Annotated in this window: 17 protein-coding genes; 15 read left to right on the top strand and 2 right to left on the bottom strand. The window is 65.8% G+C overall.

What is annotated here, in order from left to right; translation table 11 throughout:
* The first annotated feature begins 158 nt into the window (after nt 1-158).
* The 8 genes from ABIC50_RS05360 to ABIC50_RS05395 all read left to right on the top strand — a co-directional run bounded on the left by ABIC50_RS05360 (nt 159) and on the right by ABIC50_RS05395 (nt 11,548).
* Nucleotides 159-2,081, top strand: a complete 1,923-nt coding sequence (locus ABIC50_RS05360) for a PrkA family serine protein kinase (protein WP_006754311.1) — start codon at nt 159-161, stop codon at nt 2,079-2,081.
* 125 nt (nt 2,082-2,206) lie between these two features.
* Nucleotides 2,207-3,475 (top strand): YeaH/YhbH family protein, encoded by a 1,269-nt coding sequence (locus ABIC50_RS05365; RefSeq protein WP_105834351.1) that lies wholly within the window; start codon nt 2,207-2,209, stop codon nt 3,473-3,475.
* Nucleotides 3,472-5,151: a SpoVR family protein gene (locus ABIC50_RS05370; protein ID WP_006759305.1), complete on the top strand. Its 1,680-nt coding sequence runs from the start codon at nt 3,472-3,474 to the stop codon at nt 5,149-5,151. The genes ABIC50_RS05365 and ABIC50_RS05370 overlap by 4 nt, the downstream gene beginning before the upstream one ends.
* Before the next feature lie 235 nt (nt 5,152-5,386).
* Entirely contained in the window at nt 5,387-6,691 is a 1,305-nt protein-coding gene (locus ABIC50_RS05375; RefSeq protein WP_012363829.1) for an MFS family transporter, read from the top strand.
* Between the two features lie 360 nt (nt 6,692-7,051).
* Nucleotides 7,052-8,971, top strand: coding sequence for a rhomboid family intramembrane serine protease (locus ABIC50_RS05380; RefSeq protein WP_354162075.1), 1,920 nt, complete (start codon nt 7,052-7,054; stop codon nt 8,969-8,971).
* Nucleotides 8,972-9,151: 180 nt separating this feature from the next.
* A complete protein-coding gene (locus ABIC50_RS05385; RefSeq protein ID WP_354162077.1) occupies nt 9,152-9,967 on the top strand; it encodes an ABC transporter substrate-binding protein in 816 nt (271 codons plus the stop codon).
* A gap of 130 nt (nt 9,968-10,097) precedes the next feature.
* Nucleotides 10,098-10,820 carry an amino acid ABC transporter permease gene (locus tag ABIC50_RS05390; RefSeq protein ID WP_354162082.1) on the top strand — a complete coding sequence of 241 codons (723 nt, stop codon included), beginning with the start codon at nt 10,098-10,100 and terminating at the stop codon, nt 10,818-10,820.
* Between the two features lie 2 nt (nt 10,821-10,822).
* Nucleotides 10,823-11,548, top strand: coding sequence for an amino acid ABC transporter permease (locus ABIC50_RS05395; RefSeq protein ID WP_354162086.1), 726 nt, complete (start codon nt 10,823-10,825; stop codon nt 11,546-11,548).
* Nucleotides 11,549-11,611: 63 nt separating this feature from the next.
* On the opposite strand, the gene ABIC50_RS05400 is transcribed toward ABIC50_RS05395, so the two are convergent.
* Both ABIC50_RS05400 and ABIC50_RS05405 read right to left on the bottom strand, forming a co-directional pair.
* Nucleotides 11,612-12,877 (bottom strand): M23 family metallopeptidase, encoded by a 1,266-nt coding sequence (locus tag ABIC50_RS05400; protein ID WP_354162090.1) that lies wholly within the window; start codon nt 12,875-12,877, stop codon nt 11,612-11,614.
* Between the two features lie 341 nt (nt 12,878-13,218).
* On the bottom strand, nt 13,219-13,866 hold the full coding sequence (locus tag ABIC50_RS05405) for a TetR family transcriptional regulator (protein ID WP_105834358.1): 648 nt from the start codon (nt 13,864-13,866) through the stop codon (nt 13,219-13,221).
* 150 nt (nt 13,867-14,016) lie between these two features.
* On the opposite strand from ABIC50_RS05405, the gene ABIC50_RS05410 reads away from it, so the two are divergent.
* The 7 genes from ABIC50_RS05410 to ABIC50_RS05440 all read left to right on the top strand — a co-directional run bounded on the left by ABIC50_RS05410 (nt 14,017) and on the right by ABIC50_RS05440 (nt 25,509).
* Complete coding sequence (locus tag ABIC50_RS05410; RefSeq protein WP_354162093.1) at nt 14,017-15,204, top strand: MexX/AxyX family multidrug efflux RND transporter periplasmic adaptor subunit; 1,188 nt, start codon at nt 14,017-14,019, stop codon at nt 15,202-15,204.
* Between the two features lie 18 nt (nt 15,205-15,222).
* The gene (locus ABIC50_RS05415; protein ID WP_354162096.1) at nt 15,223-18,360 is read left to right on the top strand and encodes a multidrug efflux RND transporter permease subunit; all 3,138 of its coding nucleotides are present in this window, start codon (nt 15,223-15,225) and stop codon (nt 18,358-18,360) included.
* Nucleotides 18,360-19,817, top strand: a complete 1,458-nt coding sequence (locus tag ABIC50_RS05420; protein WP_354162098.1) for an efflux transporter outer membrane subunit — start codon at nt 18,360-18,362, stop codon at nt 19,815-19,817. The genes ABIC50_RS05415 and ABIC50_RS05420 overlap by 1 nt, the downstream gene beginning before the upstream one ends.
* A gap of 822 nt (nt 19,818-20,639) precedes the next feature.
* Nucleotides 20,640-21,152, top strand: a complete 513-nt coding sequence (locus ABIC50_RS05425) for a fimbrial protein (RefSeq protein WP_011656811.1) — start codon at nt 20,640-20,642, stop codon at nt 21,150-21,152.
* 88 nt (nt 21,153-21,240) lie between these two features.
* Nucleotides 21,241-23,727 carry a fimbria/pilus outer membrane usher protein gene (locus ABIC50_RS05430; protein WP_471685964.1) on the top strand — a complete coding sequence of 829 codons (2,487 nt, stop codon included), beginning with the start codon at nt 21,241-21,243 and terminating at the stop codon, nt 23,725-23,727.
* 16 nt (nt 23,728-23,743) lie between these two features.
* Nucleotides 23,744-24,490, top strand: coding sequence for a fimbrial biogenesis chaperone (locus ABIC50_RS05435; protein WP_354162101.1), 747 nt, complete (start codon nt 23,744-23,746; stop codon nt 24,488-24,490).
* Complete coding sequence (locus ABIC50_RS05440) at nt 24,487-25,509, top strand: fimbrial protein (RefSeq protein ID WP_354162104.1); 1,023 nt, start codon at nt 24,487-24,489, stop codon at nt 25,507-25,509. The genes ABIC50_RS05435 and ABIC50_RS05440 overlap by 4 nt, the downstream gene beginning before the upstream one ends.
* The last annotated feature ends 316 nt before the right edge of the window (nt 25,510-25,825 follow it).

Consider the following 25,825-nt stretch of genomic DNA (forward strand, 5'->3'; position numbering starts at 1 on the left):
AATGCGTTGTCCAAGCGGTGTTGTGGAGAATGACCCACTTCATACGAAGAGTTCGTGAAAAAAAATAAGAAAGGGTTTAGGATGAATTCGAACGCGCTTGCTTCTGCGCAGTCATACGAAGGCAAGCAGCGTCTTCAGACTCAGGCGAGGGAGGTAGCATGGATATTTACAGCAGCTTCGCGAACCGCTTCGAAAAAACGCGAGAGGAAGAGCTCTCGCTGGAGGAGTACCTCGCGCTCTGCAAGAACGATCCGTCAGCGTATGCCACGGCAGGCGAACGCATGCTGGCTGCAATCGGGGAACCCGAACAAGTCGACACCCGCAACGAACCGCGCCTGTCGCGGATCTTCGCGAACAAGGTGATCAAGGTCTATCCCGCATTCCGTGAGTTCTACGGAATGGAGGAAGTGATCGAGCAGGTGGTCGCGTATTTCCGCCACGCTGCGCAAGGGCTCGAAGAGAAGAAGCAGATTCTCTACCTGCTTGGCCCGGTGGGCGGCGGCAAGTCGTCGATCGCCGAGCGTCTGAAGCAACTGATGGAGCGCGTGCCGTTCTATGCGCTGAAGGGTTCGCCCGTCAACGAATCGCCGCTCGGGCTGTTCGATTACGACGAAGACGGCCCGATCCTCGAGGAGCAATACGGCATTCCTCGCCGCTACCTGAAGAGCATCCTGAGTCCGTGGGCCGTCAAGCGCCTGCACGAATACAACGGCGACATCCGCCAGTTCCGCGTCGTGCGCCGTTACCCGTCGATCCTGCGTCAGGTCGGCATTGCAAAAACGGAGCCGGGCGACGAGAACAACCAGGATATTTCGTCACTCGTCGGCAAGGTCGACATCCGCAAGCTCGAGCAGTACGCGCAGGACGATGCCGATGCGTACAGCTATTCGGGCGGCCTGTGCCTCGCGAACCAGGGGCTGCTCGAGTTCGTCGAAATGTTCAAGGCGCCGATCAAGGTGCTGCACCCGTTGCTCACCGCGACGCAGGAAGGCAACTTCAAGGGCACCGAAGGATTCGGCGCGATTCCGTTCGACGGGGTGATCCTCGCGCACTCGAACGAGTCGGAGTGGAAGGCGTTCCGCAACAACCGCAACAACGAGGCACTGCTCGACCGGATCTTCGTCGTGAAGGTGCCGTACTGCCTGCGTGTGTCGGAAGAGACGAAGATCTACGAGAAGCTGATCCGCAATTCGTCGCTGGCCGAAGCCGTGTGCGCGCCGGGCACGCTGAAGATGATGTCGCAATTCTCGGTGCTGTCGCGCCTGCACGAGCCGGAGAACTCGAGCCTGTTCTCGAAGATGCAGGTCTATGACGGCGAAAACCTGAAAGACACCGATCCGAAGGCGAAGTCGTATCAGGAGTATCGCGACTACGCGGGTGTGGACGAAGGGATGACGGGCGTGTCGACACGCTTCGCGTTCAAGATCCTGTCGCGCGTGTTCAACTTCGATTCGAGCGAGGTCGCGGCGAACCCCGTGCACCTGATGTACGTGCTCGAACAGCAGATCGAACGCGAGCAGTTCCCGCCGGAAACCGAGCAGAAGTACCTGTCCTTCGTGAAGGACGTGCTCGCGTCGCGCTACGCGGACTTCATCGGCAAGGAGATCCAGACGGCCTACCTCGAATCGTATTCGGAGTACGGGCAGAACATCTTCGACCGCTACGTCACCTATGCCGACTTCTGGATCCAGGACCAGGAATTCCGCGATCACGACACGGGCGAGAGCTTCGACCGCGCCGCGCTGAACGCGGAACTGGAGAAGATCGAGAAGCCGGCCGGGATCAGCAATCCGAAGGATTACCGCAACGAGATCGTGAACTTCGTGCTGCGCGCGCGGGCGGCGAACGCCGGGAAGAACCCCGTGTGGACGAGCTACGAGAAGTTGCGCGTCGTGATCGAGAAGAAGATGTTCTCGAATACCGAGGAACTGTTGCCGGTCATTTCGTTCAACGCGAAGGGTTCGGCGGAGGAGCAACGCAAGCATGAGGACTTTGTGAACCGGATGGTCGCGAAGGGCTATACGCCGAAGCAGGTGAGGCTGCTTTGCGACTGGTACCTGCGCGTGCGCAAGTCGTCATGACGCGCGCGGTACCGCGCCCGTGTGGTTCGTCCGCGCGGGCGCCCTCAGAGACGCCGCCCGCATGACGGCAGACGGCATGTGCGGCGAGCGTCCCGGCATATCGACTTTCGAGCGGGAGACCGGGAGTGCTTCATCAAATCATCGACCGCAGGCTGGCCGGCAAGAACAAGAGTATCGCCAACCGCGAACGCTTTCTGCGTCGCGTCAAGAACTACATTCGTCGTGCCGTCTCCGACGCGGTGCGCGACCGTAGCATCAAGGATATCCAGAGCACGCAAAGCATCACGATCCCGCGCAAGGACATCGCGGAGCCGAATTTCCGGCACGCGCCGGGCGGGCGTCGTGAATACGTGCACCCGGGCAACGAGGACTACGTCCGCGGCGACAAGATTCCGCGTCCGCAGGGCGGCTCGGGCGGCGGCGGCAGTCAGGCGAGCAACGAGGGCGAAGGGCAGGACGACTTCGTGTTCGAGCTGTCGCGCGACGAATTCATGCAGTACTTCTTCGACGATCTCGAACTGCCGCGCCTCGTGAAGACGCACCTGCTGACGGTGCCGAGCTGGAAGAACGTGCGCGCGGGCTGGTCGGCGGAAGGCACGCCGAACAACATCGACGTCGTGCGCTCGCTGAGAAGCGCGCTCGGCCGGCGCATCGCGCTCGGCTCGCCGCTCGTCAACGAATTGCGCGAGCTCGAAGCCCAGCTCGAGGTGATGAAGCTCGACCCCGAAGACCGTCGCGCGGAAATCGCGACGCTCGAGGCCGAGATCCATCACCTGAAGGGGCGCATCTGGCGGATCCCGTTCATCGATCCGTTCGATCTGCGCTACATCAATCGCGTGAAGCAGCCGCAGCCGTCGAGCCAGGCCGTGATGTTCTGCCTGATGGACGTGTCGGGTTCGATGGACGAGCAACGCAAGGATCTCGCGAAGCGCTTCTTCATCCTGTTGTACCTGTTCCTGAAGCGCAACTACGAGCGCATCGAGGTCGTGTTCATCCGTCACCACACGCGGGCCGAGGAGGTGGACGAAGACACCTTCTTCCATTCGACCGAAAGCGGCGGCACCGTCGTGTCGAGCGCGCTCGAGCTGATGCGCAAGGTGATGAACGAGCGCTACTCGCCGAGCGAGTGGAACATCTACGGCGCGCAGGCGTCCGACGGCGACAACTGGACCGACGATTCGCCGAAGTGTCGCAAAATCCTGGAAGAGGATATCCTCACGAAGACGCGCTATTTCGCGTATATCCAGGTTGCCCCGGAAGAGCAGAACCTGTGGCTGGAGTACGCGCAGCTGGCGCTGTCGCAACCGCACCTCGCGATGAAGAAAGCCGAATCGGCTGCCGACATTTACCCGGTGTTTCGCGAATTGTTCGAAAAGCAGGTGGAAATGTCATGACGACCCGCCATCTGCACAACGAGTCGCGCGGCTATGCGCCGCGCCCTTCCGGCGACGCCACGGCCGGTCCTGCCGCATCGCAGCAAAGCGGCCGGGTCGAACCGGCGCCGCCGGCCGCCGACTTGCCCGGCTCCGGGCAGAAGGAAGCGCGTATGAACGTTGCCGAACGCAAGCCGCTGCCGTGCCCGTCCGACTGGACGTTCGAACTGCTCGAGGAATACGACACGCACATCTCGCAGGTCGCCGAGCAATACGAGCTCGATATCTATCCGATCCAGCTCGAACTGATCAGCGCCGAGCAGATGATGGACGCGTACGCGTCGGTCGGGATGCCGGTCAACTATCGCCACTGGTCGTTCGGCAAGCACTTCCTCGCGACCGAAAAGAGCTATCGCCGCGGCCAGATGGGCCTCGCGTACGAAATCGTCATCAACTCGAACCCGTGCATCGCGTATCTGATGGAAGAGAACACGATGACGATGCAGGCGCTCGTCATCGCGCACGCGGCGTACGGGCACAACTCCTTCTTCAAGGGCAACTACCTGTTCCGGCTGTGGACCGACGCGCACGCGATCATCGACTATCTCGTGTACGCGAAGAACTACGTCGCCGAATGCGAGGAGCGCTACGGCCTCGATCGCGTCGAGGAACTGCTCGATTCGTGCCATGCGCTGATGAACTACGGCGTCGACCGCTACAAGCGGCCGCAGAAACCGTCGCTGTCGAAGGAGGCCGCGCTGCGGCGCGAGCGTGAGGCGTATCTGCAGTCGCAGGTCAACGAGCTGTGGCGCACGCTGCCGGGCAAGAAGCCCGAGCAGATGGAAGAGCAGGAGGAACGCTATCCGCCGGAACCGCAGGAGAACCTGCTGTATTTCGCGGAGAAGAACGCGCCGCTGCTCGAGCCGTGGGAGCGGGAAGTGATCCGCATCGTGCGCAAGATCGGCCAGTACTTCTATCCGCAGCGGCAGACGCAGGTGATGAACGAGGGTTGGGCGACGTTCTGGCACTACACGCTGCTGAACACGCTGTACAACCAAGGTAAGCTGGAAGACGGCTTCATGATGGAGTTCCTGCATTCGCACAGCAACGTGGTCTACCAGCCGCCCGTGACGAAGCCGTACTACAACGGGATCAACCCGTACGCGCTCGGCTTCTCGATGATGAGCGACATCCGGCGGATCTGCGAAGCGCCGACGGAAGAGGACTACAAGTGGTTTCCGGAGATCGCGGGCACCCCGTGGCTGCCGGCGATGCACTACGCGATGCGCAACTTCAAGGACGAGAGCTTCATCGCGCAATACCTGTCGCCGAACCTGATCCGCGAGATGCGGCTGTTTTCGGTGCTCGACGACGACATGCGCGATTCGCTCGAGGTGTCGGCGATCCACGACGAGGCCGGTTATCAATACGTGCGGCAGGCGTTGTCGCGGCAGTACGACATCCATCATCGCGAGCCAAATATCCAGGTCTGGGCCGTGAACACGCGCGGCGACCGCAGCCTCACGCTGCGCCACTTCATGACCGACAACCGCCATCTGTCGAACGACAGCGAAGAAGTGCTCAAGCACATGGCGCGACTCTGGCAGTTCGACGTGTTCCTGGAAAGCGTCGACGAGGCCGGTACCGTGCGCAAGCGTTACGAGTGCCGCTACGTGCCGCCCGAGGTGCGTATCTGAATCGCTCGCCTCCGCAGAGCTTGCATCGGACGCCAGCCTCACGGCTGGCGTTTTCATATGACGAACGGGGAGCGCGAGAAAATTTTTCTACATCCGGACGAACCCGGAAAGCCTGTTACTTTACATTTCGCTAAAATCCCGTAGCGCCGTGGCACCGGAACCGGTGCCACGGCGACCGCACGCGGCGGCCCCTGGTCGTCTCGCCCAGAAAGCACTAAAAGGAACAGACCAACCCATGGACGTCCAGACCGACCAAGCTGCGCTGTCCGCGCATGACACCCGGCGGCGCGTGTTCGCCATCGTCGGCGCCTCATCGGGCAACCTCGTCGAGTGGTTCGACTTCTACATCTACTCGTTCTGCGCGCTGTACTTCGCGCCGGCGTTCTTCCCGAGCGGCAACTCGACGACGCAGCTGCTGAACACGGCCGGCGTGTTCGCGGCCGGCTTCCTGATGCGTCCGATCGGCGGCTGGCTGTTCGGCCGCATCGCCGATCGTCACGGCCGCCGCGCGGCGATGATGATTTCGGTGCTGATGATGTGCGGCGGCTCGCTCGTGATCGCGGTGCTGCCGACCTATGCGCAGATCGGTGCGCTCGCGCCGGCGCTGCTGCTGGTCGCGCGCCTGTTCCAGGGGCTGTCGGTGGGCGGCGAATACGGCACGAGCGCGACCTACATGAGCGAGGTCGCGCTGAAGGGGCGGCGCGGCTTCTTCGCGTCGTTCCAGTACGTGACGCTGATCGGCGGCCAGCTGTGCGCGCTGCTCGTGCTCGTGATCCTGCAGCAGACGCTGTCGACTGACGAACTGAAGGCGTGGGGCTGGCGCATTCCGTTCGTCTGCGGCGCGGCGGCCGCACTGATCTCGCTGTACCTGCGCAAATCGCTCGACGAGACGTCGACGAGCGCATCGCGCGACAAGAAGGACGCTGGCACGATCCGCGGCGTGTGGCAGCACAAGGGTGCATTCTTCACGGTGGTCGGCTTCACGGCCGGCGGCTCGCTGATCTTCTACACGTTCACGACGTACATGCAGAAGTACCTGGTGAACACGGCCGGCATGCATGCGAAGACGGCCAGCAACGTGATGACCGTCGCGCTGCTCGTGTACATGCTGATACAGCCGGTGTTCGGCGCGCTGTCCGACAAGATCGGCCGCCGCACGTCGATGATCCTGTTCGGCACGTTCGCGGTGATCGGCACGGTGCCGCTGATGCACACGCTGAAGACCGTGACGAGCCCGACGGCCGCGTTCGTGCTGATCACGATCGCGCTGGCGATCGTCAGCTTCTACACGTCGATCAGCGGCCTCATCAAGGCCGAGATGTTCCCGCCCGAAGTGCGCGCGATGGGCGTCGGCCTGTCGTATGCGGTCGCGAACGCGCTCTTCGGCGGCTCGGCCGAATACGTCGCGCTGTGGTTCAAGTCGGTCGGCAGCGAGGAAACCTTCTACTGGTACGTGACGGCGCTGTGCGCGGTGTCGCTGATCGTGTCGTGGCGGATGCGCGACCCCAGCAAGGAAGGGTATCTGCGTCACGAGCCGTGATCGACGGGGCAACCCGGCTGCCGCTTCGAGCGGCTTGAAACAATGGAACGGCGCTCCGCCACGCAGGCGGCGCGCCGTTTTTTCATGGGCGGCACGTTCGCGTCGCCGCGTGCATGCTCATCCCGCGCCGCGCGATATCGATATCGCAATCGCTTCGTTGTCCACCGCCGGCGATGCTTTTATTCTGAACCCGTAGTTCGTGTGACACCTCCTTGACTGGGATTCGCGCCCGCTGTGTGCAGCGGGCGTTTTTTTATTCCCGGCTCGCCGACCGGCCTCGTCACACGCTCGTTGCTTGCGGGACGCGAAATATAATGGCGCTCGCGCGGCTCACGCGCGATAACCCATACCAAGATCCCGATGAGAGAACAACATTCTTCCAGGCCGTGGTTGACCATTCTGCTGGCCGTCGTCAATACCGTGATATTCGTGCTGATGTGGCGACAGGCGTCGTACGGTTCGCTGTCGAACCCGCTGCTGCTCGACTGGGGCGCGAACTTCGCGCCGTACACGCTCACCGGGCAGCCGTGGCGGCTGCTGACCAGCGCGTTCCTGCATGGCAGCTGGGTCCATCTCGCGCTGAACATGTACATGCTGGTCGTGCTCGGCACCGTGCTCGAACGCGCGGGCGGCACGCTCCGGTTCGGCGTCGCGTATCTTCTGTCCGCGCTCGGCGGCTCGCTGCTGAGCGCGCTCTGGCATGGCTATCACGAAGTCGGCAGCACCACCTTTGCGTTCGGCGTCGCGCTGGCGTCCAGCGGGATCCGGCCGGTCGTGAGTGTCGGTGCGTCGGGCGCGCTGATGGGACTGGCGGGCGCGGCCGCGGCATTCGCGCTGCAACGCCGACGCGACAGCGCGGGCGATGCGCCGGTTGCCATCAACCTCGGCGCGCTCGGGCAGGTAATCGCGATCAACCTGGGCTCGGGCTTCCTCATCTCCGGCATCGATCAGGCCGCGCATCTCGGCGGCGTGGTCGTCGGATTCGTCGTCGGCTGGCTGATGTACGGGGCCGGCCGCTCGATGCGCGTCGCCGTGCCGGTCGTGCTCGCGGTGCTCGGCAGCGCTGCGATGTTGTTCGCCGCGCAGCGGGCGGGCAGCGAGGAACTGCAAGGCTGGCGTGACGCGACCCGCCGCGACGTCGAGCGCGACGCCGCGAAGCGCCACGCGCAACAGCAGGCGGCCGCGATTGCCGAGCAGATCCGCGACGACGAGCAGCACCGTCCGACGCCCGTGTCGGCCGAGCAGGCGGCAGGCACCGTCGTACCCGTCGGCAAGTGGCCATACGCGATGGTGCTGGGCGCGTCGGGCAAACGCCTGTACGTGACCGACAACGACCGGAACACGCTCGTCGTCGTCGACGTCGAGCGGCAGGCGGTCGTGCGCACGATCACAGGCGAGCCGTTCGCGACGGGCCTTGACGGCTGCCCGGGCAACATGTGCCGCGGTCGCGGCGCGAGCGGCGTGTACGTGAGCCCCGACGAGCGGTACGCGTATGTTGCGTCGATGCGCGAGGGCGGCCTCGCGCGCATTGATCTGAACAGCGGTGCGATCGTCGATGGCGTGACGCTCGGACGGTTCCCGCGCGGGATCGTCGCGTCTGCATCCAACGACAGGCTGTACGTGCTGAACAGCGTCGACGACACGATTTCCGTCGTCAGTCTCGCGCACTGGCCGCAGGTCATCGCGACGCTGCGGCTCGGCGATCACGATGCATCGGGCGTCGAGTTCGGCCGTGCGCTGTCGATGTGGCTGTCGCCCGACGGCCGGCGGCTGTATGCATACGCGATGCAGAAGGGTGCGATCGTCGCGTTCGATACGGCGACGAATGCGCAGGTAGAAGCCTATCCGGTCGATGCGGATTTCATCCAGGCTCAGCCTGGCGAGAAGGGCGCGGGCATCTGGGTCTACAACAAGTCGTCGGTTCAGTGGCGGGATGCGTCGAGCCTTGCCGTACGCGACAGTTATCCGGTCTGCCAGGAGTCGATGCACAGCTTCGACGGCAGCGGCGACGGTTCGCTGATCGCCGTGACCGGCTATGACGACAAGCCGATGCGCGTGATCAAGACCGCCACGCGCCGCACGGTCGGCGAGTTTCCGGTCGCGGGCGGCGTGTCGCAGGTGATCTTCGCGCCGGATCACAACACGCTGTTCGCGCTCGGCGCAGCGGGCACGCTCTCGTTCCTGCGCATGGACCTTTCGCTCGATTACCTGCAGGACGGCGGTGACGGCGAGTTCCTGTGCGCGGCATCCGCGGCCGCCACCGACGACGATAGCGAATGACCGCGAGCGCGGGTGCGCGTCATCACGAAACCCGCAGAGCAAAGCACCATTTGTTGGTTCGAAATCGCCGCACGCGCTGATACGTTAGCGGCTTCGCGGCGACACACCACGTCGCGATGTTCCTCGAACCGGGCCGCCGCGCGATCCGCGGCGGCCTTCATAACAAATCAGGTCGTGCTCATGAAAATCCACACTCTCGCCACGTGGCTCGTCGGGGCCGCACTCGTCACGGCAGGCACGGTCGCGCACGCGGACCGGCTCGACGACATCAGGAAGGCCGGCGTGCTGCGCGTCGCGACCTTCGACAGCAATCCGCCGTTCGGCTATGTCGACGCCAAGAGCAACCACATCGTCGGCCTCGACGTCGACTATGCAAAGGCGCTGGCCGACAAGCTCGGCGTGAAGCTGCAGCTGCAGCCGACCAACCCCGCGAACCGCATTCCGTTCCTGACCTCCGGCAAGGTCGACCTGGTGCTCGCGAACTTCACGATTACCGACGAGCGCGCGAAGCAGGTCGACTTCAGCATCCCGTACTTCTCCTCGGGCCAGCAGTTTCTCGCGAAGAAGGGCGTGCTGAAATCGGCCGACCAGTTGAACAGCCTGCGCGTCGGCGCGGACAAGGGCACGACGAACGAGATCACGTTGCGCGAGAAGTATCCGAAGGCGACGATCGTCGCGTACGACGACACGCCGTTCGCGTTCGCCGCGCTGCGTGCCGGCAACGTGCAGGCGATCACGCAGGACGGACCGAAACTGATCGGCCTGCTCGCGAACGTGCCCGACAAGCAGAACTACGAGATTCCGGCGTTCACGATCTCGAACGACTACATGGGCGTCGGCGTGCCGAAGGGCGAGACGCGCTTGCTCGGCTTCGTGAACGACACGCTGAAGGGGCTCGAGGCGAGCGGCCGCGCGGGACAGATCTACGACGCGTGGTTCGGGCCGGCGACGAAGACGCCGCTCACGCGCATCTTCCGGATCGGCGACCGGACCTGAGTCGCACGCCGCGCCGCATGCGCCGCAATCCGCCGCCGGCTGTGCCGGGATGCGCGGGTCGCGGCGCTTTGCGCTTGCTTCCATCTTCTTTCGCATCTTTCGATCGCGCTTCGCAAGCGCACACATCAGCATGCTCGGCTTGGCTCCCAAATATCTGTCCTGGCTCTGGCAGGGCTTTCTGCTGACGCTTGGCCTCGCGGCCGCGTCGGCGCTCGCCGCGACCGTCGGCGGGCTGCTGCTCGCCGTCATGCGGCATGCACGCGGCAGGGCATTGCGCACGGTAGCGGCCGGCTACGTCGTCGCGTTTCGCAACACGCCGCTGCTCGTGCAATTGCTGTTCTGGTACTTCGGCGTCGCGTCGTTGCTGCCCGATACGTGGATCACGTGGCTGAACGCGCGCCATGAACTGAGCGCGGGCCCGCTCACGCTCGCGTGGCCGTCGTTCGAGTTCGTCGCCGGTTGGGTCGGGTTGAGCGCCTACACGGCCGCGTTCGTCGCCGAGGAGTGCGAAGCCGGATTGCGCGGCGTGCGCCGTGCGCAACACGATGCGGCCGCGGCGCTCGGCCTCACGCCGATGCAGTCGCTGCGCTACGTGGTGCTGCCGCAGGCCGTACGCATCGCGATGCCGCCGCTGTTCGGCCAATACATGAATCTGGTGAAAAACTCGTCGCTCGCGATGGCGATCGGTGTCGCCGAGCTGTCGTATGCGTCCCGGCAGGTCGAGACGGAGACGTTCAAGACCTTTGCCGCGTTCGGTGTCGCGACCGTGCTGTACGTCGCCGCGGTGGCCGCGATCGAAGCCGGCGCCTACGCGGCCACGCAATGGCGCGACCGGCTCGGGGCGGGGCGTTGACGATGGATGTGTCGCTGCTGCTCGACAATCTGCCGTACCTGCTCGTCGGCGCGTTCCCGGACGGTCCGCTCGGCGGCGCCGCGCTGTCGCTCGTGCTGGCGATCGCGTCGGCCGTCGCGTCGGCGGTGCTGGGGGTGGCGCTCGGCGTCGCGATGGCGCTCGCGCGCGGCCCGCTGCGCGTGCTGCTGCTCGCGTTCATCGGCTTCTTTCGCGCGATTCCGGTGCTGATGCTGATCTTCTGGACGTACTTCCTGCTGCCGATGCTGCTGCACGTGGACGTGCCGGGGCTCGCGACCGTCGTGTGTGCGCTGGCGCTGATCGGGGGCGCGTATCTCGCGCATGCGGTGCATGCGGGCATCGGCGCGGCCGGCGACGGGCAGTGGCAGGCCGGGCTGTCGCTCGGGCTCACGCGCTGGCAGACGGTGCGCTACGTGCTGCTGCCGCAGGCGATCCGGATCATGACGCCGTCGTTCGTCAACCAGTGGGTCGCGCTCGTGAAGGACACGTCGCTCGCGTATATCGTCGGTGTGCCGGAACTGTCGTTCGTCGCGACGCAGGTGAACAACCGGCTGATGGTGTATCCGGCGCCGATCTTCCTGTTCGTCGCGGCGCTTTACCTGGTGCTGTGCACGTCGCTCGACGGCGCGGCACGCTGGCTGCTGTCACGTCGGCCGCGTGCGGCGCGCATCGCGCAGGCCGCGGCCGAACGTACGGAACCCGTGCGGTGACTGCGGGCCGCGTCGCCGCTGAGCGAGCAGCGACGGGCGTGACGGTGCGTTAGCGCGTCGGCGTCAGGACGCGCTGTAGTGCGTGTTGAAGACCGCGCGCAGCGTCGACGAGTCGGTCGCAAAGTCGCCCCACAGCGGGCCGTCGTTTTGCGCGAACGCGAACGGTGACGTTTTGATCGACGCGAGGCGGAAGCGCCATTGCGCCGCTTCCTGGCGGAACGCGGTGCGCTGCATGTCGGACAGCCCCGTCTGCGCGTTCGCGAGCGCGACGAGCGGATCGACCGGATCGTTCGCGACGCGCACCTCGAAGTGCAGATGCGGGCCGGTGGCCGCGCCGGTCATGCCGACCGAGCCGATGCGCTGGCCTTGTTTCACGGTTTCGCCCGTCTTCAGCCCGCGCGCATACGCGGACAAATGGGCGTAGTAGGTCGAATAGCCGTCCGCGTGATCGACGATCACGTAGCGGCCGTAGCCGTCCGGATCGGTGCCGACGAACGACACGACGCCATCGGCCGCCGCGTTGACGGGCGTGCCGGACGGCGCGGCGAGATCGACGCCCGTATGGAACGCCATCGCCTGCGACAGCGGGTGCACGCGTTCGCCGAAGAACGAGCTGATGCGCGTCCACTTGACGGGCATCGTGAACGCGGCCGCCTCGAGCGGCGCGCCGTCGAGCGTGTAGTACGCGCCGTGGTCGGCGCCCGGCGCGCGGAACCAGATCGCACCGAACGTGCGGCCCGCGACGCGCAGCTCGAGCGCGGTGAGGTGCGGCGTGCCGTTGTTCGTGTCGTACGCGATGCGGTAGTAGTCGCCGCGCTGCGCACTGGCGCGCATCGCGACCTTGCCGGTGACGAGATCGCCGAGCTGGATGCGCACCTCGGGCGGCACGTCGAGACGGTTCAGCGTATCGGACAGCGTGAGCTCGATGTCGCCGGCGCGCGTCCCGTGTTGGGTTTCGGGCGCCGCGAACTGGAACAGGCTCGCATAGCCGAGCATGTCGTTGCGGTGCGCGCTGAGCGGCGCGAACAGGCCCGGCTGCGGGCTGCGGTCGCTATGTTCGTCGAGTTCGTTGCGCTCGCCGAGCGTGCGCGCGAGCTCGCTCGTCACGAAATGCTGCGCGGTGGGAAACGGCGTGTCGGACAGCACGCGCTGCGGCAGCGCAGCCGTGCCCGAATCGACGGCGCCCGGCAGCTGCGAGACGGCGGGCAGCGCGGCGGCGAGACCGAAGGCGGCGAGGGCGCCGAGCACGGCGGCCGGCACGAGCGCGCGCACGAGGCGCTGCGCGCGCCCGGGCGCGAAAGCATCAGGAATTGCGGCAGGCTTGACCAAAGGTGTCCACATCCAGGAAAACGGTTCAAAGAGGTGTGGGCAGGAGCCATCGGCGGCAGATCCGTCGGGTGACGACGGCGGCGCGCGATGGGCGTGCAACAAAACAGGCCCCGCCAGGGGCCTGTGTCGTTTCCGTTCGACCCAACTTGCGGGATGCCCGCTTCGAACGGCGGCGTGAACTTTCCGGGTCGAACCCGGATTATCACGAAGACGCTAAAGAAAGATGACAGCGTCAGTCTACCGATGTTCCGCGAAATGTTAAAAATTTTAAAGAGGGTCAGCGTATTCGTTTCGCACTGCGGTAAATCGGGTTAAATCAGCATTTATTGCGCGGCTTCTCGTCAGGTAGGCAATTTTTGCGCACGCACGCGCAGTGCGCTGGAGGTCCTGACTGCGTCGAAACCGGCGTCGAGCATCGCTTCCGCGTCGTTCCACAGATTGCCGCGCAGGCGGTTGGTCCAGATCATCGACGCGAACACGCCTTCGAGCAGCGACACGAGATGGACGGCCGCCAGGTGCACGTCGAGATCGGCGGCGATTTCGCCGGCCGCGATCGCCCGGCGCAGCAGCGCCTTCGTGATGCGCAGCATCTGCAGCTCCAGCAGCATGCGGCGCCGCTGCAGCGCGCCGTTCTCCTCGCTCTGCTCGCACTTCGTATAGAGGATCACCAGCACGCGCTGCATCGAGCCCGGCTCCCCGCATTGCTGCAGGTAGTGCGACGCCGCGCGGCGCAGCGTCGCGAACGCGGGCAGGCTGTCGACCGCGTCGAAGCCTTCCGAGGTCCGCGCGAACGCGCGGTCGCACAGCGCGAGACACACTTCCATCTTGTTGCGGTAGTGGCCATAGACGGCGCCCCGCGACATCCCGGCGGCCTCGGCGAGGTCCGCCATCGCGGTTTGCGCGACGCCTTTTTCGAGCAGGACGAGCTCGGCGGCGTCGAGGATCCGGTGCTTGATGGCGAGCGATTCTTCCCGGGTCTTGCGGGCCATGGCGTGAATTTCCTTACAGTTCGCTGTCGTTTTATTGAGACAGTGTGGCGGTTGCGGGGCAACCGGATGTATTTAATCAGTCGTGACTGATTATAATCGACCACCCTGAGCCGCCGCATTGTATCGGCGGCGAATGATCCGAGGTCACACATGAATAACAAACGCTCCCTCGCGCGCCGCCTCCGGCTGGCGCCCGTCGCGCTCGCGGCCGTGCTGGCCGTGGCGGGATGCGGAAAGGGCGACAAGAACAAGGCGCCAGAGGCCATTCAGAACGCGACGGTCGTGACGGTGCGTCCGACGGCCGTGCCGATGACCGTCGAATTGCCGGGCCGGCTCGACGCGTATCGGCAAGCGCAAGTGCGCGCCCGGGTCGCGGGCATCGTCACCGCGCGGACTTACGAGGAAGGCCAGGAAGTGAAGCAGGGCGCGGTGCTGTTCCGCATCGATCCCGCGCCGCTGAAGGCCGCGCGCGATGCCGCGCAGGGTGCGCTCGCGAAGGCGCAGGCCGCCGCGCTCGCGGCGAGCGACAAGCGTCGCCGTTACGACGACCTGGTGCGCGACCACGCGGTCAGCGAGCGCGATCACACCGAGGCCGTCGCCGACGACACGCGCGCGAAGGCCGACGTCGCTTCCGCGAAGGCCGAGCTCGCCCGCGCGCAGTTGCAGCTCGACTATGCGACCGTCACCGCGCCGATTTCGGGCCGCGCACGACGCGCGCTCGTCACGGAAGGCGCGCTCGTCGGCCAGGACCAGGCGACGCCGCTCACGACCGTCGAGCAGCTCGATCCGATCTACGTGAATTTCTCGCAGCCGGCGGCCGACGTCGACGCGTTGCGTCGCGCGGTGAAGAGCGGGCACGCGACGGGGATCGCGCAGCACGACGTCACGGTGACGCTGCGGCGCGCCGACGGCACCGCGTATCCGCTGAAGGGCAAGCTGCTGTTCAGCGATCTCGCGGTCGATCCGACCACCGATACCGTCGCGATGCGCGCGCTGTTCCCCAACCCCGAACGCGAGCTGCTGCCGGGCGCGTATGTGCGGATCGCGCTCGATGCGGCGGTCGACCAGCGGGCGATCCTCGTGCCGCGCGATGCGTTGCTGCGCACGGCCGAGCGCACGTCGGTGCGCGTGGTCGGCACGAACGGCAAGGTGAAGGACGTCGAGGTCGTCGCCGACCAGATGAGCGGACGCGACTGGCGCATCACGCGAGGGCTGTCGGGCGGCGAGCGCGTGATCGTCGACAACGCCGCGCAGTTCGCGCCCGATACCGACGTCAAGCCCGTCGAGCAGGCATCGCCGACGAAGGCCGCGCAACCGGCGGCCGCCCGTCAAACCTGACCGATTCAATAGACCAACATGGCACGTTTCTTCATCGATCGCCCCGTCTTCGCGTGGGTGATTGCACTCTTCATCATGCTCGGCGGCGCGTTCGCGATTCGCGCGCTGCCCGTCGCGCAATACCCGGACATCGCGCCGCCCGTCGTCAGCATCTATGCGACGTATCCGGGCGCGTCCGCGCAGGTCGTCGAGGAATCGGTGACCGCGCTGATCGAGCGCGAAATGAACGGCGCGCCGGGGCTGCTGTATACGTCCGCGACGAGCAGCGCCGGGGCCGCGTCGCTGTACCTGACGTTCAAGCAGGGCGTCAACGCCGATCTCGCGGCCGTCGAAGTGCAGAACCGGCTGAAGACGGTCGAGGCGCGGCTGCCCGAACCGGTGCGGCGCGACGGCATCCAGGTCGAGAAGGCGGCGGACAACATCCAGCTCGTCGTGTCGCTGACGTCGGACGACGGCCGGATGAGCGCGGTGCAGCTCGGCGAATACGCGTCGGCGAACGTCGTGCAGGCGCTACGCCGCGTCGACGGCGTCGGCAAGGTGCAGTTCTGGGGCGCCGAATACGCGATGCGGATCTGGCCCGATCCGGTGAAGCTGGCCGGTCACGGCCTCACCGCGTCGGACATCGCGTCGGCCGTGCGCGCGCACAACGCGCGCGTGACGGTCGGCGACATCGGCCGCAGCGCGGTGCCGGACAGTGCGCCGATCGCGGCGACCGTGTTCGCCGATGCGCCGCTGAAGACGCCGGCCGATTTCGGCGCGATCGCGCTGCGCACGCAGCCGGACGGCTCCGCGCTCCACCTGCGCGACGTCGCGCGTATCGAGTTCGGCGGCAACGACTACAACTATCCGTCGTACGTGAACGGCAAGGTCGCGACCGGCATGGGCATCAAGCTCGCGCCGGGCTCGAACGCGGTGGCGACCGAGAAGCGCGTGCGCGCGACGATGGACGAGCTGTCCGCGTATTTCCCGCCGGGCGTGAAATACCAGATCCCGTACGAGACGTCGTCGTTCGTGCGCGTGTCGATGAACAAGGTCGTCACGACGCTGATCGAGGCCGGCGTGCTGGTGTTCCTCGTGATGTTCCTGTTCATGCAGAACCTGCGCGCGACGCTGATTCCGACGCTCGTCGTGCCGGTCGCGCTCGCGGGCACGTTCGGCGTGATGTACGCGGCCGGCTTCTCGATCAACGTGCTGACGATGTTCGGGATGGTGCTCGCGATCGGCATCCTCGTCGACGATGCAATCGTCGTCGTCGAGAACGTCGAGCGGCTGATGGTCGAGGAGGGCCTCGGGCCCTACGACGCGACCGTCAAGGCGATGCGGCAGATCAGCGGCGCGATCGTCGGGATCACCGTGGTGCTGACGTCGGTGTTCGTGCCGATGGCGTTCTTCGGCGGCGCGGTGGGCAACATCTACCGGCAGTTCGCGCTGTCGCTCGCGGTGTCGATCGGCTTCTCGGCGTTTCTCGCGCTGTCGCTCACGCCCGCGCTGTGCGCGACGCTGCTCAAGCCGGTGTCCGGCGACCATCACGAGAAGCGCGGCTTCTTCGGCTGGTTCAACGGCTTCGTCGCGCGCTCGACGCAGCGTTATGCGACGCGCGTCGGCGCGATGCTGAAGAAGCCGCTGCGCTGGCTGGTCGTGTACGGCGCGCTGACCGCGGCCGCGGCATTGATGCTCACGCAACTGCCGAGCGCGTTCCTGCCCGACGAGGACCAGGGCAACTTCATGGTGATGGTGATCCGGCCGCAGGGCACGCCGCTCGCGGAAACGATGCAGAGCGTGCGCGAGGTCGAGTCGTATATTCGCCGCGACGAGCCGGCCGCGTACACGTTCGCGCTCGGCGGCTTCAACCTGTACGGCGAAGGGCCGAACGGCGGGATGATCTTCGTCACGCTGAAGAACTGGAAGGAACGCAAGGCCGAGCGCGATCACGTGCAGGCGATCGTCGCGCGCATCAACGAGCGCTTCGCGGGCACGGCGAACACCACGGTGTTCGCGATGAACTCGCCGGCGCTGCCCGATCTCGGCTCGACGAGCGGCTTCGACTTCCGGCTGCAGAACCGCGGCGGGCTCGACTACGCCGCGTTCAGCGCCGCGCGCGAGCAATTGCTCGCGGCGGGCGGCAAGGACCCGGCGCTCACCGACGTGATGTTCGCCGGCACGCAGGACGCGCCGCAGCTGAAGCTCGACATCGATCGCGCGAAGGCGTCGGCGCTCGGCGTGTCGATGGACGAGATCAACACGACGCTCGCGGTGATGTTCGGCTCCGACTATATCGGCGACTTCATGCACGGCACGCAGGTGCGTCGCGTGATCGTGCAGGCCGACGGGCTGCACCGGCTCGATCCGGCCGACGTGCAGAAGCTGCGCGTACGCAACGCGGGCGGCGAGATGGTGCCGCTCGCGGCATTCGCGACGCTGCACTGGACGCTCGGGCCGCCGCAGCTCACGCGCTACAACGGTTATCCGTCGTTCACGATCAACGGTTCGGCCGCGCCCGGCCACAGCAGCGGCGAAGCGATGGCCGCGATCGAACGGATCGCCGCGAAGCTGCCGGCCGGCATCGGCCACGCGTGGTCGGGGCAGTCGTTCGAGGAGCGGCTGTCGGGCGCGCAGGCGCCGATGCTGTTCGCGCTGTCGGTGCTCGTCGTGTTCCTCGCGCTCGCGGCGCTGTACGAGAGCTGGTCGATCCCGTTCGCGGTGATGCTGGTCGTCCCGCTCGGCGTGATCGGCGCGGTGCTCGGCGTCACGCTGCGCGCGATGCCGAACGACATCTATTTCAAGGTGGGGCTGATCGCGACGATCGGGTTGTCCGCGAAGAACGCGATCCTGATCGTCGAGGTCGCGAAGGACCTGGTCGCGCAGCGCATGTCGCTCGTCGACGCCGCGCTCGAGGCCGCACGCCTGCGGCTGCGACCGATCGTGATGACGTCGCTCGCGTTCGGCGTCGGCGTGCTGCCGCTCGCGTTCGCGTCGGGCGCCGCATCCGGCGCGCAGATGGCGATCGGCACCGGCGTGCTCGGCGGCATGATTACGGCGACGGTGCTCGCGGTGTTCCTCGTCCCGCTGTTTTTCGTGATCGTCGGCCGCCTGTTCGACGTCGGCCCGCGCCGGCGCGGCGGCTCGCAGCCGGCGGTGATGGAGGGTTCGCAGTGATGTTTGCATTGAATGCATGGGCCGCACCGAGGCTTCCGCTCGCGCTGGCCGCCGTGCTCGCGTTCGCGGGCTGCTCGCTCGCGCCGCATTACGAGCGGCCGGCGGCGCCGGTGCCGGCCAGCTATGCGACGGTCGATGGCGACACGCAGCAGGGCGTCGGCCCGGCTTCGACGGCCGACGCCGCGCTGCTCGACGACTGGCGTGCGTATTTCACCGATCCGGCGCTGCAGGCATGGATCGATGCGGCGCTCGCGAACAATCGCGACCTGCGGATCGCGGCCGGCCGGCTCGACGAAGCGCGTGCGCTGTACGGCGTGCAGCGCGCGGACCTGATGCCGTCGGTCGACGCGAACCTCGGCTACGAACGCACGCGCCAGTACGACCCGGTCGTGCGCGAGAGCGCGGTGAGCGGGCTGTATCGCGCGGGCGTCGGCGTCAGCGCGTACGAGCTCGACCTGTTCGGCCGCGTGCGTAGCCTGTCGGATGCGGCGCTCGCCGAGTATTTCGCGACGGCCGACGCGCAGCGCACGGTGCGCATCGGCGTGATTGCCGAAGTCGCGGGGGCGTACGTGTCGGAGCGATCGTTGCACGAGCAACTGGCGCTGGCCCAGCGCACGCTCGACGCGCGCGAGCGCATCGCCGCGCTCACGCAGCGCCGCTACGCGGCCGGCACGAGCGACGCGATCGAACTGCGTTCGGCCGAGATGCTGGTCGCGTCCGCGCGGGCATCGCAGGCCGCGCTGCAGCGCGAGCATGCGCAATCGGTGCGCGCGCTGCAGTTGCTCGCCGGCGATTTCGCGCGCAACGTGCCCGCCGACGGCACCGCGCTCGACACGCTCGCGATCGCACCGGTGGCGCCCGGCGCGCCGAGCGCGCTGCTCGAGCGGCGGCCGGACATCCGGCAGGCCGAGTCGCGGCTCAAGGCCGCGAACGCGCAGATCGGCGCCGCGCGCGCGGCATTCTTCCCGCGCATCGCGCTGACCACCGACTACGGCTCGGTCAGCGATGCGTTCTCGACCCTGTTCGCGGCCGGCACGAGCGTGTGGACGTTCGCGCCGCGCATCACGCTGCCGATTTTCGCGGGCGGTCGCAATCGCGCGAATCTCGACGTCGCGAGTGCGCGCAAGCACATCGCGGTCGCCGAGTACGAGAAGACCGTGCAGACCGCGTTCCGCGAAGTGGCCGATGCGTTCGCCGCGCGCGACTGGATCGATCGCCAGCTCGCCGCGCAGCAGGACGTCTACGCGGCCGACGGCGCGCGGTTGAAACTCGCCGAGCGCCGCTATGCGGGCGGCGTCGCGACGTATCTCGAACTGCTCGACGCGCAGCGCAGCACGTACGAATCCGGGCATGAGCTGATCCGGCTCAAGGCGCTGCGGCTCGCGAATGCGATCGCGCTATATCGCGCGCTCGGCGGCGGCTGGGCGCCGGCCACCGCTGGCGAAGCTGCCGCGTGATGGCTTGACTGGCATCGGCCAGGTGGCGGCGGCGCATTGCGATGCGTCGCCGCTGCCGCGGTCTGTCGGGTTTCCGGCCACGATCGACGACACGTGCATGCGCGCTTCGTCGACTCCGTTTTTCCTCCACGCAGTCGGGTTGAAGGGCCGCCTTCCACTCGACTCGCATCCCGGCGACCGATCGCGTCGCCGCCGGCCTCCGATCGTGCCGGATTTCCTCTTATTCCGACTCCACCCAGTGCCGCGGATGTCGTTTTGGCGCGCACGGCTTTACACGCCGCTTTAATCCAGGGTTGACGATTCGATTAATTTGCGCATTGCGAACAATAAGAGGCGACAAAGTGTCGCGGTAAAACGTTTGTGAAAATTCCGCAATCGTTTGCGCGAAAGTTTCGCGGCGTTGAATATCGCTCGTTAATTTCCTGTCAGTTGAAAGTCATCGAATGCTTTCGTTGCGATAGGACAACGATGGCGGAATCGGACAGAGTTTTGGCATTTCACGTCGGGTATCTCGAAAGGCTATGTCCAGCAAGGAGAAGCGGGGGGTTCTCAAGTCCGAAAAGGAAATGTCTTTAATTTTCAGTTGGTTCCGGAAAATAAAAAAGGACTGCGGACGAAAATATCGGAATTGACGGCCGGCAGGAAGGATTGGGTTTTGAAACCCATAAAACGAAGATTGTCATTGAGATTTGACAATGATTTACAAAATCCCTTCACGCTTATCTCGATAATGCCGCCTCGTGTCGGACGGGAGCCAACCACACGCTGCCTTTTGTATCCGCCACGTCGTCTGTTCCCTTTGCAATTCTCACGGAAAACGTCATGAAAAAATCCCTCCTGAGCGCGGTCGCACTCGCAGCCCTGTCCACCTCGGCCTTCGCAGCGGGCACCGGCACGATCAACTTCACGGGCGAGATCGTCGCGGGCGCATGCGGCATCGATTCGAACTCCGTCAACCAGACCGTGCAGCTCGGCAAGGTGCCGACCAACAAGTTCAAGCAAGCCGGCGACAAGTCGGACGCGGTGTCGTTCGACATCAAGCTGACCGACTGCGACACCAGCATCGCGCAGAACGCGTACTTCACGTTCACGGGCACGTCGAGCGCGGGCCAGCCGAAGCTGCTCGCAACGATCGGTTCGGCAACCAACGTGGGCATCCGCCTGCAGTCCGCATCGGGTGAATACCTCGACAACGGCGCCGAACAGAAGGCGCCGACGCTGCTGCAAAACGGCACCAACATCGCACGCTTCGCGGCGATGTACGAAGCCACGGCCGCCGGCGTGACGCCGGGTACGGCCGACGGCGTCGCGAACTTCACGGTCCGCTACCAGTAAGCGCCGTATCGGAGAAGGGGTGTGCACACCCTTTCTCCGTCTTCCTTGCCTTCACGTCTCTACTTCCCCGGATTTCCGGTAGCGCCGCGTGCGAATCAGACATTCCTTCCTTTGCGTCTGCGTGCTGGTCGTCGTCAGCCCGAGCCATGCGACGGAATTCAATTCGTCGTTTCTCGACATCGACGGCACCAGCAATGTCGACCTGTCGCAGTTCTCGCAGCCCGACTTCACGCTGCCGGGCGAGTACATGCTCGACGTGCAGGTCAACGACCTGTTCTACGGGCTCCAGGCGATCCAGTTCATCGCGCTCGACGCATCCGGCGCGGGCAAGCCGTGCCTGCCGCCGGAACTCGTCGCGCGGTTCGGGCTGAAACCGTCGCTCGCGAAGGACCTGCCGCGCTTGCAGGGCGGACGTTGCGTCGATCTCGGCGCGATCGAGGGCGCGACCGTGCGTTACCTGAAGAGCGACGGACGGCTGAAGATCACGATTCCGCAGGCCGCGCTCGAATTCACCGATTCGACCTACCTGCCGCCGTCGAGCTGGTCCGACGGGATTGCGGGCGCGATGCTCGACTATCGCGTGATCGCGAACACGAACCGCAATTTCGGTTCGGGCGGCGGACAGACGAATTCGATCCAGGCCTACGGAACGATCGGCGCGAACTGGGATGCATGGCGCTTTCGCGGCGACTACCAGGCGCAGTCGAACGTGGGCAACACGGCGTATGCGGACCGCACGTTCCGCTTCAGCCGGCTTTACGCGTTTCGCGCGCTGCCGTCGATCCAGTCGACGGTGACGTTCGGCGACGACTACCTGAGCTCGGACATTTTCGACACGTTCGCGCTGACGGGCGCGTCGATCCGCAGCGACGATCGCATGCTGCCGCCTTCGCTGCGCGGCTATGCGCCGCTGATCTCGGGCGTCGCGCGCACCAACGCGACCGTGACCGTGTCGCAGGCGGGCCGCGTGCTGTACGTGACGCGCGTGTCGCCGGGCGCGTTCGCGCTGCAGAACATCAACACGAGCGTGCAGGGCACGCTCGACGTCACGGTCGACGAAGAGGACGGCAGCGTGCAGCGCTTCCAGGTGACGACGGCCGCGGTGCCGTTCCTCGCCCGTACCGGACAGCTGCGCTACAAGGCCGCCGTCGGCAAGCCGCGGCAGTTCGGCGGCGCCGGCATCACGCCGTTCTTCGGGTTCGGCGAGGCCGCGTACGGGTTGCCGTTCGATATCACGTTGTATGGCGGCTTCATCGCCGCGTCGGGCTATACGTCGATCGCACTGGGCGTCGGCCGCGATTTCGGCACGTTCGGCGCGGTATCGGCCGATGTCACGCATGCGCGTGCGCACCTGTGGTGGAACGGCGCGACGCGCAACGGCAACTCGTATCGCATCAATTATTCGAAGCACTTCGACGGGCTCGACGCGGACGTGCGCTTCTTCGGTTATCGCTTCTCCGAACGCGAGTACACCAACTTCGCGCAGTTCTCGGGCGACCCGACCGCGTACGGCCTCGCGAACAGCAAGCAACGCTACTCGGCGACGATGTCCAAGCGCTTCGGCGACACGTCGACCTATTTCTCGTACGACCAGACGACCTACTGGGCCCGCGCGTCGGAGCGGCGGGTCGGCCTCACGCTCACGCGCGCGTTCTCGATCGGCGTATTGCGCAACCTGAACGTCAGCGTGTCGGCGTTCCGCACGCAAAGCGCGGGCGCGAGCGGCAACCAGTTCTCGGTGACCGCGACGCTGCCGATCGGCGGCCGCCACACGGTCACATCGAACCTGACGACGGGCAGCGGCAGCACGAGCGCGAACGCGGGCTACATCTACGACGATCCGGCCGGCCGCACGTACCAGATCAACGCGGGCGCGACCGACGGCCGCGCGTCGGCGAACGCGAGCTTCCGCCAGCGCACGTCGACCTACCAGCTGAGCGCGCAGGCGTCGACGCTCGCCAACGCGTATGCGGCCGCGTCGCTCGAAGTCGATGGCTCGCTCGTCGCGACGCAGTACGGCGTGTCCGCGCATGCGAACGGCAACGCGGGCGATACGCGCCTGCTGGTATCGACCGACGGTGTGCCCGACGTGCCGCTGTCCGGCACGCTCACGCATACCGACTCGCGCGGCTATGCGGTGCTCGACGGGATTTCGCCGTACAACGTGTACGACGCGACCGTCAACGTCGAGAAGCTGCCGCTCGAGGTGCAGGTGTCGAACCCGATCCAGCGCATGGTGCTGACCGACGGCGCGATCGGCTTCGTGAAGTTCTCCGCCGCGCGCGGCAGCAACCTGTACCTGACGCTGACCGATGCGGCCGGCAAGCCGCTGCCGTTCGGCGCATCCGTGCAGGACGCGGCGAACGGCAAGGAGCTCGGCATCGTCGGCGAAGCCGGCGCCGCGTTCCTGACCCAGGTGCAGCCGAAATCCGCGCTGGTGGTGCGGGCAGGCGAACGCACGCTGTGCGCGGTGAACACACTGCCGAGCCAGCTTCAACTCGAAGGCACGCCGATTCCGGTGACGTGCCAGCCGCCCGGCGAGCCGCATGCAGCGGCCGCTCGGGTCGACCGATGATTTCACGGATCCCCGCATGAACCCTGTTTTCTCTCTTTCCTTCCCGCGCCGCGCGGCGTGCATCCTGACCGCGGCCAGCGCGCTGCTCGCCGGTGTCGCGCACGCGGCGATCGTGCCGGACCGCACGCGCGTGATCTTCAACGAAGGCGAACCGGCCGCGATCGTCACGATCACCAACAAGAGCACGACGTATCCGTATCTCGTGCAGTCGTGGCTCGAGGACATGCGCGGCAACAAGATCACGTCGCCGCTGATGGTCGTGCCGCCGCTGCAGCGCGTCGAGGCGAACGAGCGCAACGTGCTGCGCATCGCGAAGCTGCCCGGTGCCGCGCTGCCGGCCGATCGCGAATCGGTGTTCTATCTGAACATCCGCGAAGTGCCGCCGAAGACCGATACGCCGAACACGCTGCAGATCGCGCTGCATACGCAGATGAAGCTGTTCTACCGGCCGAAGGGCGTGCAGCCGGCGCGCGACGAGGACTGGACGCTGCCGATGACGCTGCGCGTCGACGCGGCCGCGCACCGGCTCGTGTTCGACAATCCGACGCCGTACCACGTGACGGTGGTCGACGTGACGGCGGGCGCGCAGAAGACACCGGTGCCGATCGAGCCCGTGATGGTGGACCCGATGAGCACGGCCGACGTGCCGTTCAAGGGCGCGACGCCGTCGACGCTGTTCATCACGCATATCGACGATTACGGCGGCCAGGTGGCGGTCGAATATGCGTGCGACGCGGGTGCTTGCAAGAGCGTGAAGCGATGAGCGGCGCAGCGCGTGAACGGCACATGCCGGCGGCATGGTTGCGCTGGATCGTGCTCGCATTGTTCGTTGTGGCGGCGCAGCCCGCGTGGGCGTTGCGGTGCCTGACCAACAGCGGCGCGACCTCGCTGACCGAGCCGATCGGCGGCGTGGCGTCGTATCCGACCGACGCGCCGGACGGCTACGTGATCTGGGTTTCTCCGGTGCGCACGACGACGGGGTATTGCTACAAGGATCTCGGTGACGCGGGCAGCCTGAGAGTCGTCGACAACATCTATTTCTACGCGAACCCGAATCGCACGGACCCGGCCGCGTGGGGGCTCGAGATCGGCATCCGCTACCGCGGCATCGACTATTTCGACAAGACGAGCAATCGCGGCGGCGGCGTGTTTACCGGCTATTCGGTGCCGCCGTGCAGCCGGTACGATTTCGACCGCGGGCGGTGCCAGCAGACCCGCATCAGCATCGACTATCAGGTCGTCGTGCGCAAGAAGGGCAACTGGGTCCAGCCGCCGAGCGACATCTACACGGTATTCCAGTTCGACGGCGAGTTCGGGCTGAATGCTTACAGCCCGAGCTTCCAGTACCGGCTGAGCGGCCTGCGCAACCTCAAGCCGACGCCATGTTTCGTCGACGTGCTCGTCACGCCCGAACCGGGCGTCGTCAACTTCGGGCAGGTGCAGGCGGCCGGTAACGGCTTCATGCCGGCGGTGCCGCGCAAGCGGTTCTCGTTGTCCTTGACCAAGAAATGCAACGTCGCGGTGCGGGTCGACGGGTATTTCGAAACGAGCTTTCCGGTTCAGAACGGTTTGCTGGTGCCGGCGAAGGACAGCAATTTCGGTATCGGCATCGAGGACAGCCAGGGCAAGGCCATTCCGTTCAATCAGCAGTTCACGCTGGCGCAGTTCGCGTCCAACGTGATGAATCAAGGCGTGTTGATGGACGCGGTGCTGAAATCGTTCGGCCCGCCGAAGATCGGGCGATTCGATGCGACCGCAACGATCCGGTTGTTCATCTACTGACGTGCGGATGCGCGTCCGCGATGGCCGGCACGCGCTTTGAATCGGCAAGTCGGTCGTACGACCCCAAAATTTCGCGGCTACTAACTCCGCGACGACAAATGACGGCCGTATGCTCGTCGTTAGAATGATGAAAGCTTGCGCCGGCACCACGCGGGCGCCGCGCGTCGGGTGAGCGCACCGTGAACCGGACGCAACGACGCTCGCAGCAAGGATTCGGGCCGTTTTTAGCATTGGGCGTCTTTCCTTTCATGCCGAAAGCTATCTGAATGCCGCAGCCTCCATGGCTCCGGCTCATCCTCCAAAACACAGATTCCCA

It is taken from the genome of Burkholderia sp. 567 (genome assembly GCF_040545115.1).
Lineage (GTDB): Bacteria > Pseudomonadota > Gammaproteobacteria > Burkholderiales > Burkholderiaceae > Burkholderia > Burkholderia ambifaria.

Coding starts and splice junctions, on each gene's coding strand:
- ABIC50_RS05420 (WP_354162098.1), top strand. CDS start 18,360: ATGTTTGCATTGAATGCATGGGCCGCACCGAGGCTTCCGCTCGCGCTG.
- ABIC50_RS05415 (WP_354162096.1), top strand. CDS start 15,223: ATGGCACGTTTCTTCATCGATCGCCCCGTCTTCGCGTGGGTGATTGCA.
- ABIC50_RS05360 (WP_006754311.1), top strand. CDS start 159: ATGGATATTTACAGCAGCTTCGCGAACCGCTTCGAAAAAACGCGAGAG.
- ABIC50_RS05390 (WP_354162082.1), top strand. CDS start 10,098: ATGCTCGGCTTGGCTCCCAAATATCTGTCCTGGCTCTGGCAGGGCTTT.
- ABIC50_RS05395 (WP_354162086.1), top strand. CDS start 10,823: ATGGATGTGTCGCTGCTGCTCGACAATCTGCCGTACCTGCTCGTCGGC.
- ABIC50_RS05370 (WP_006759305.1), top strand. CDS start 3,472: ATGACGACCCGCCATCTGCACAACGAGTCGCGCGGCTATGCGCCGCGC.
- ABIC50_RS05405 (WP_105834358.1), bottom strand. CDS start 13,866: ATGGCCCGCAAGACCCGGGAAGAATCGCTCGCCATCAAGCACCGGATC.
- ABIC50_RS05385 (WP_354162077.1), top strand. CDS start 9,152: ATGAAAATCCACACTCTCGCCACGTGGCTCGTCGGGGCCGCACTCGTC.
- ABIC50_RS05425 (WP_011656811.1), top strand. CDS start 20,640: ATGAAAAAATCCCTCCTGAGCGCGGTCGCACTCGCAGCCCTGTCCACC.
- ABIC50_RS05440 (WP_354162104.1), top strand. CDS start 24,487: ATGAGCGGCGCAGCGCGTGAACGGCACATGCCGGCGGCATGGTTGCGC.
- ABIC50_RS05410 (WP_354162093.1), top strand. CDS start 14,017: ATGAATAACAAACGCTCCCTCGCGCGCCGCCTCCGGCTGGCGCCCGTC.
- ABIC50_RS05435 (WP_354162101.1), top strand. CDS start 23,744: ATGAACCCTGTTTTCTCTCTTTCCTTCCCGCGCCGCGCGGCGTGCATC.
- ABIC50_RS05380 (WP_354162075.1), top strand. CDS start 7,052: ATGAGAGAACAACATTCTTCCAGGCCGTGGTTGACCATTCTGCTGGCC.
- ABIC50_RS05375 (WP_012363829.1), top strand. CDS start 5,387: ATGGACGTCCAGACCGACCAAGCTGCGCTGTCCGCGCATGACACCCGG.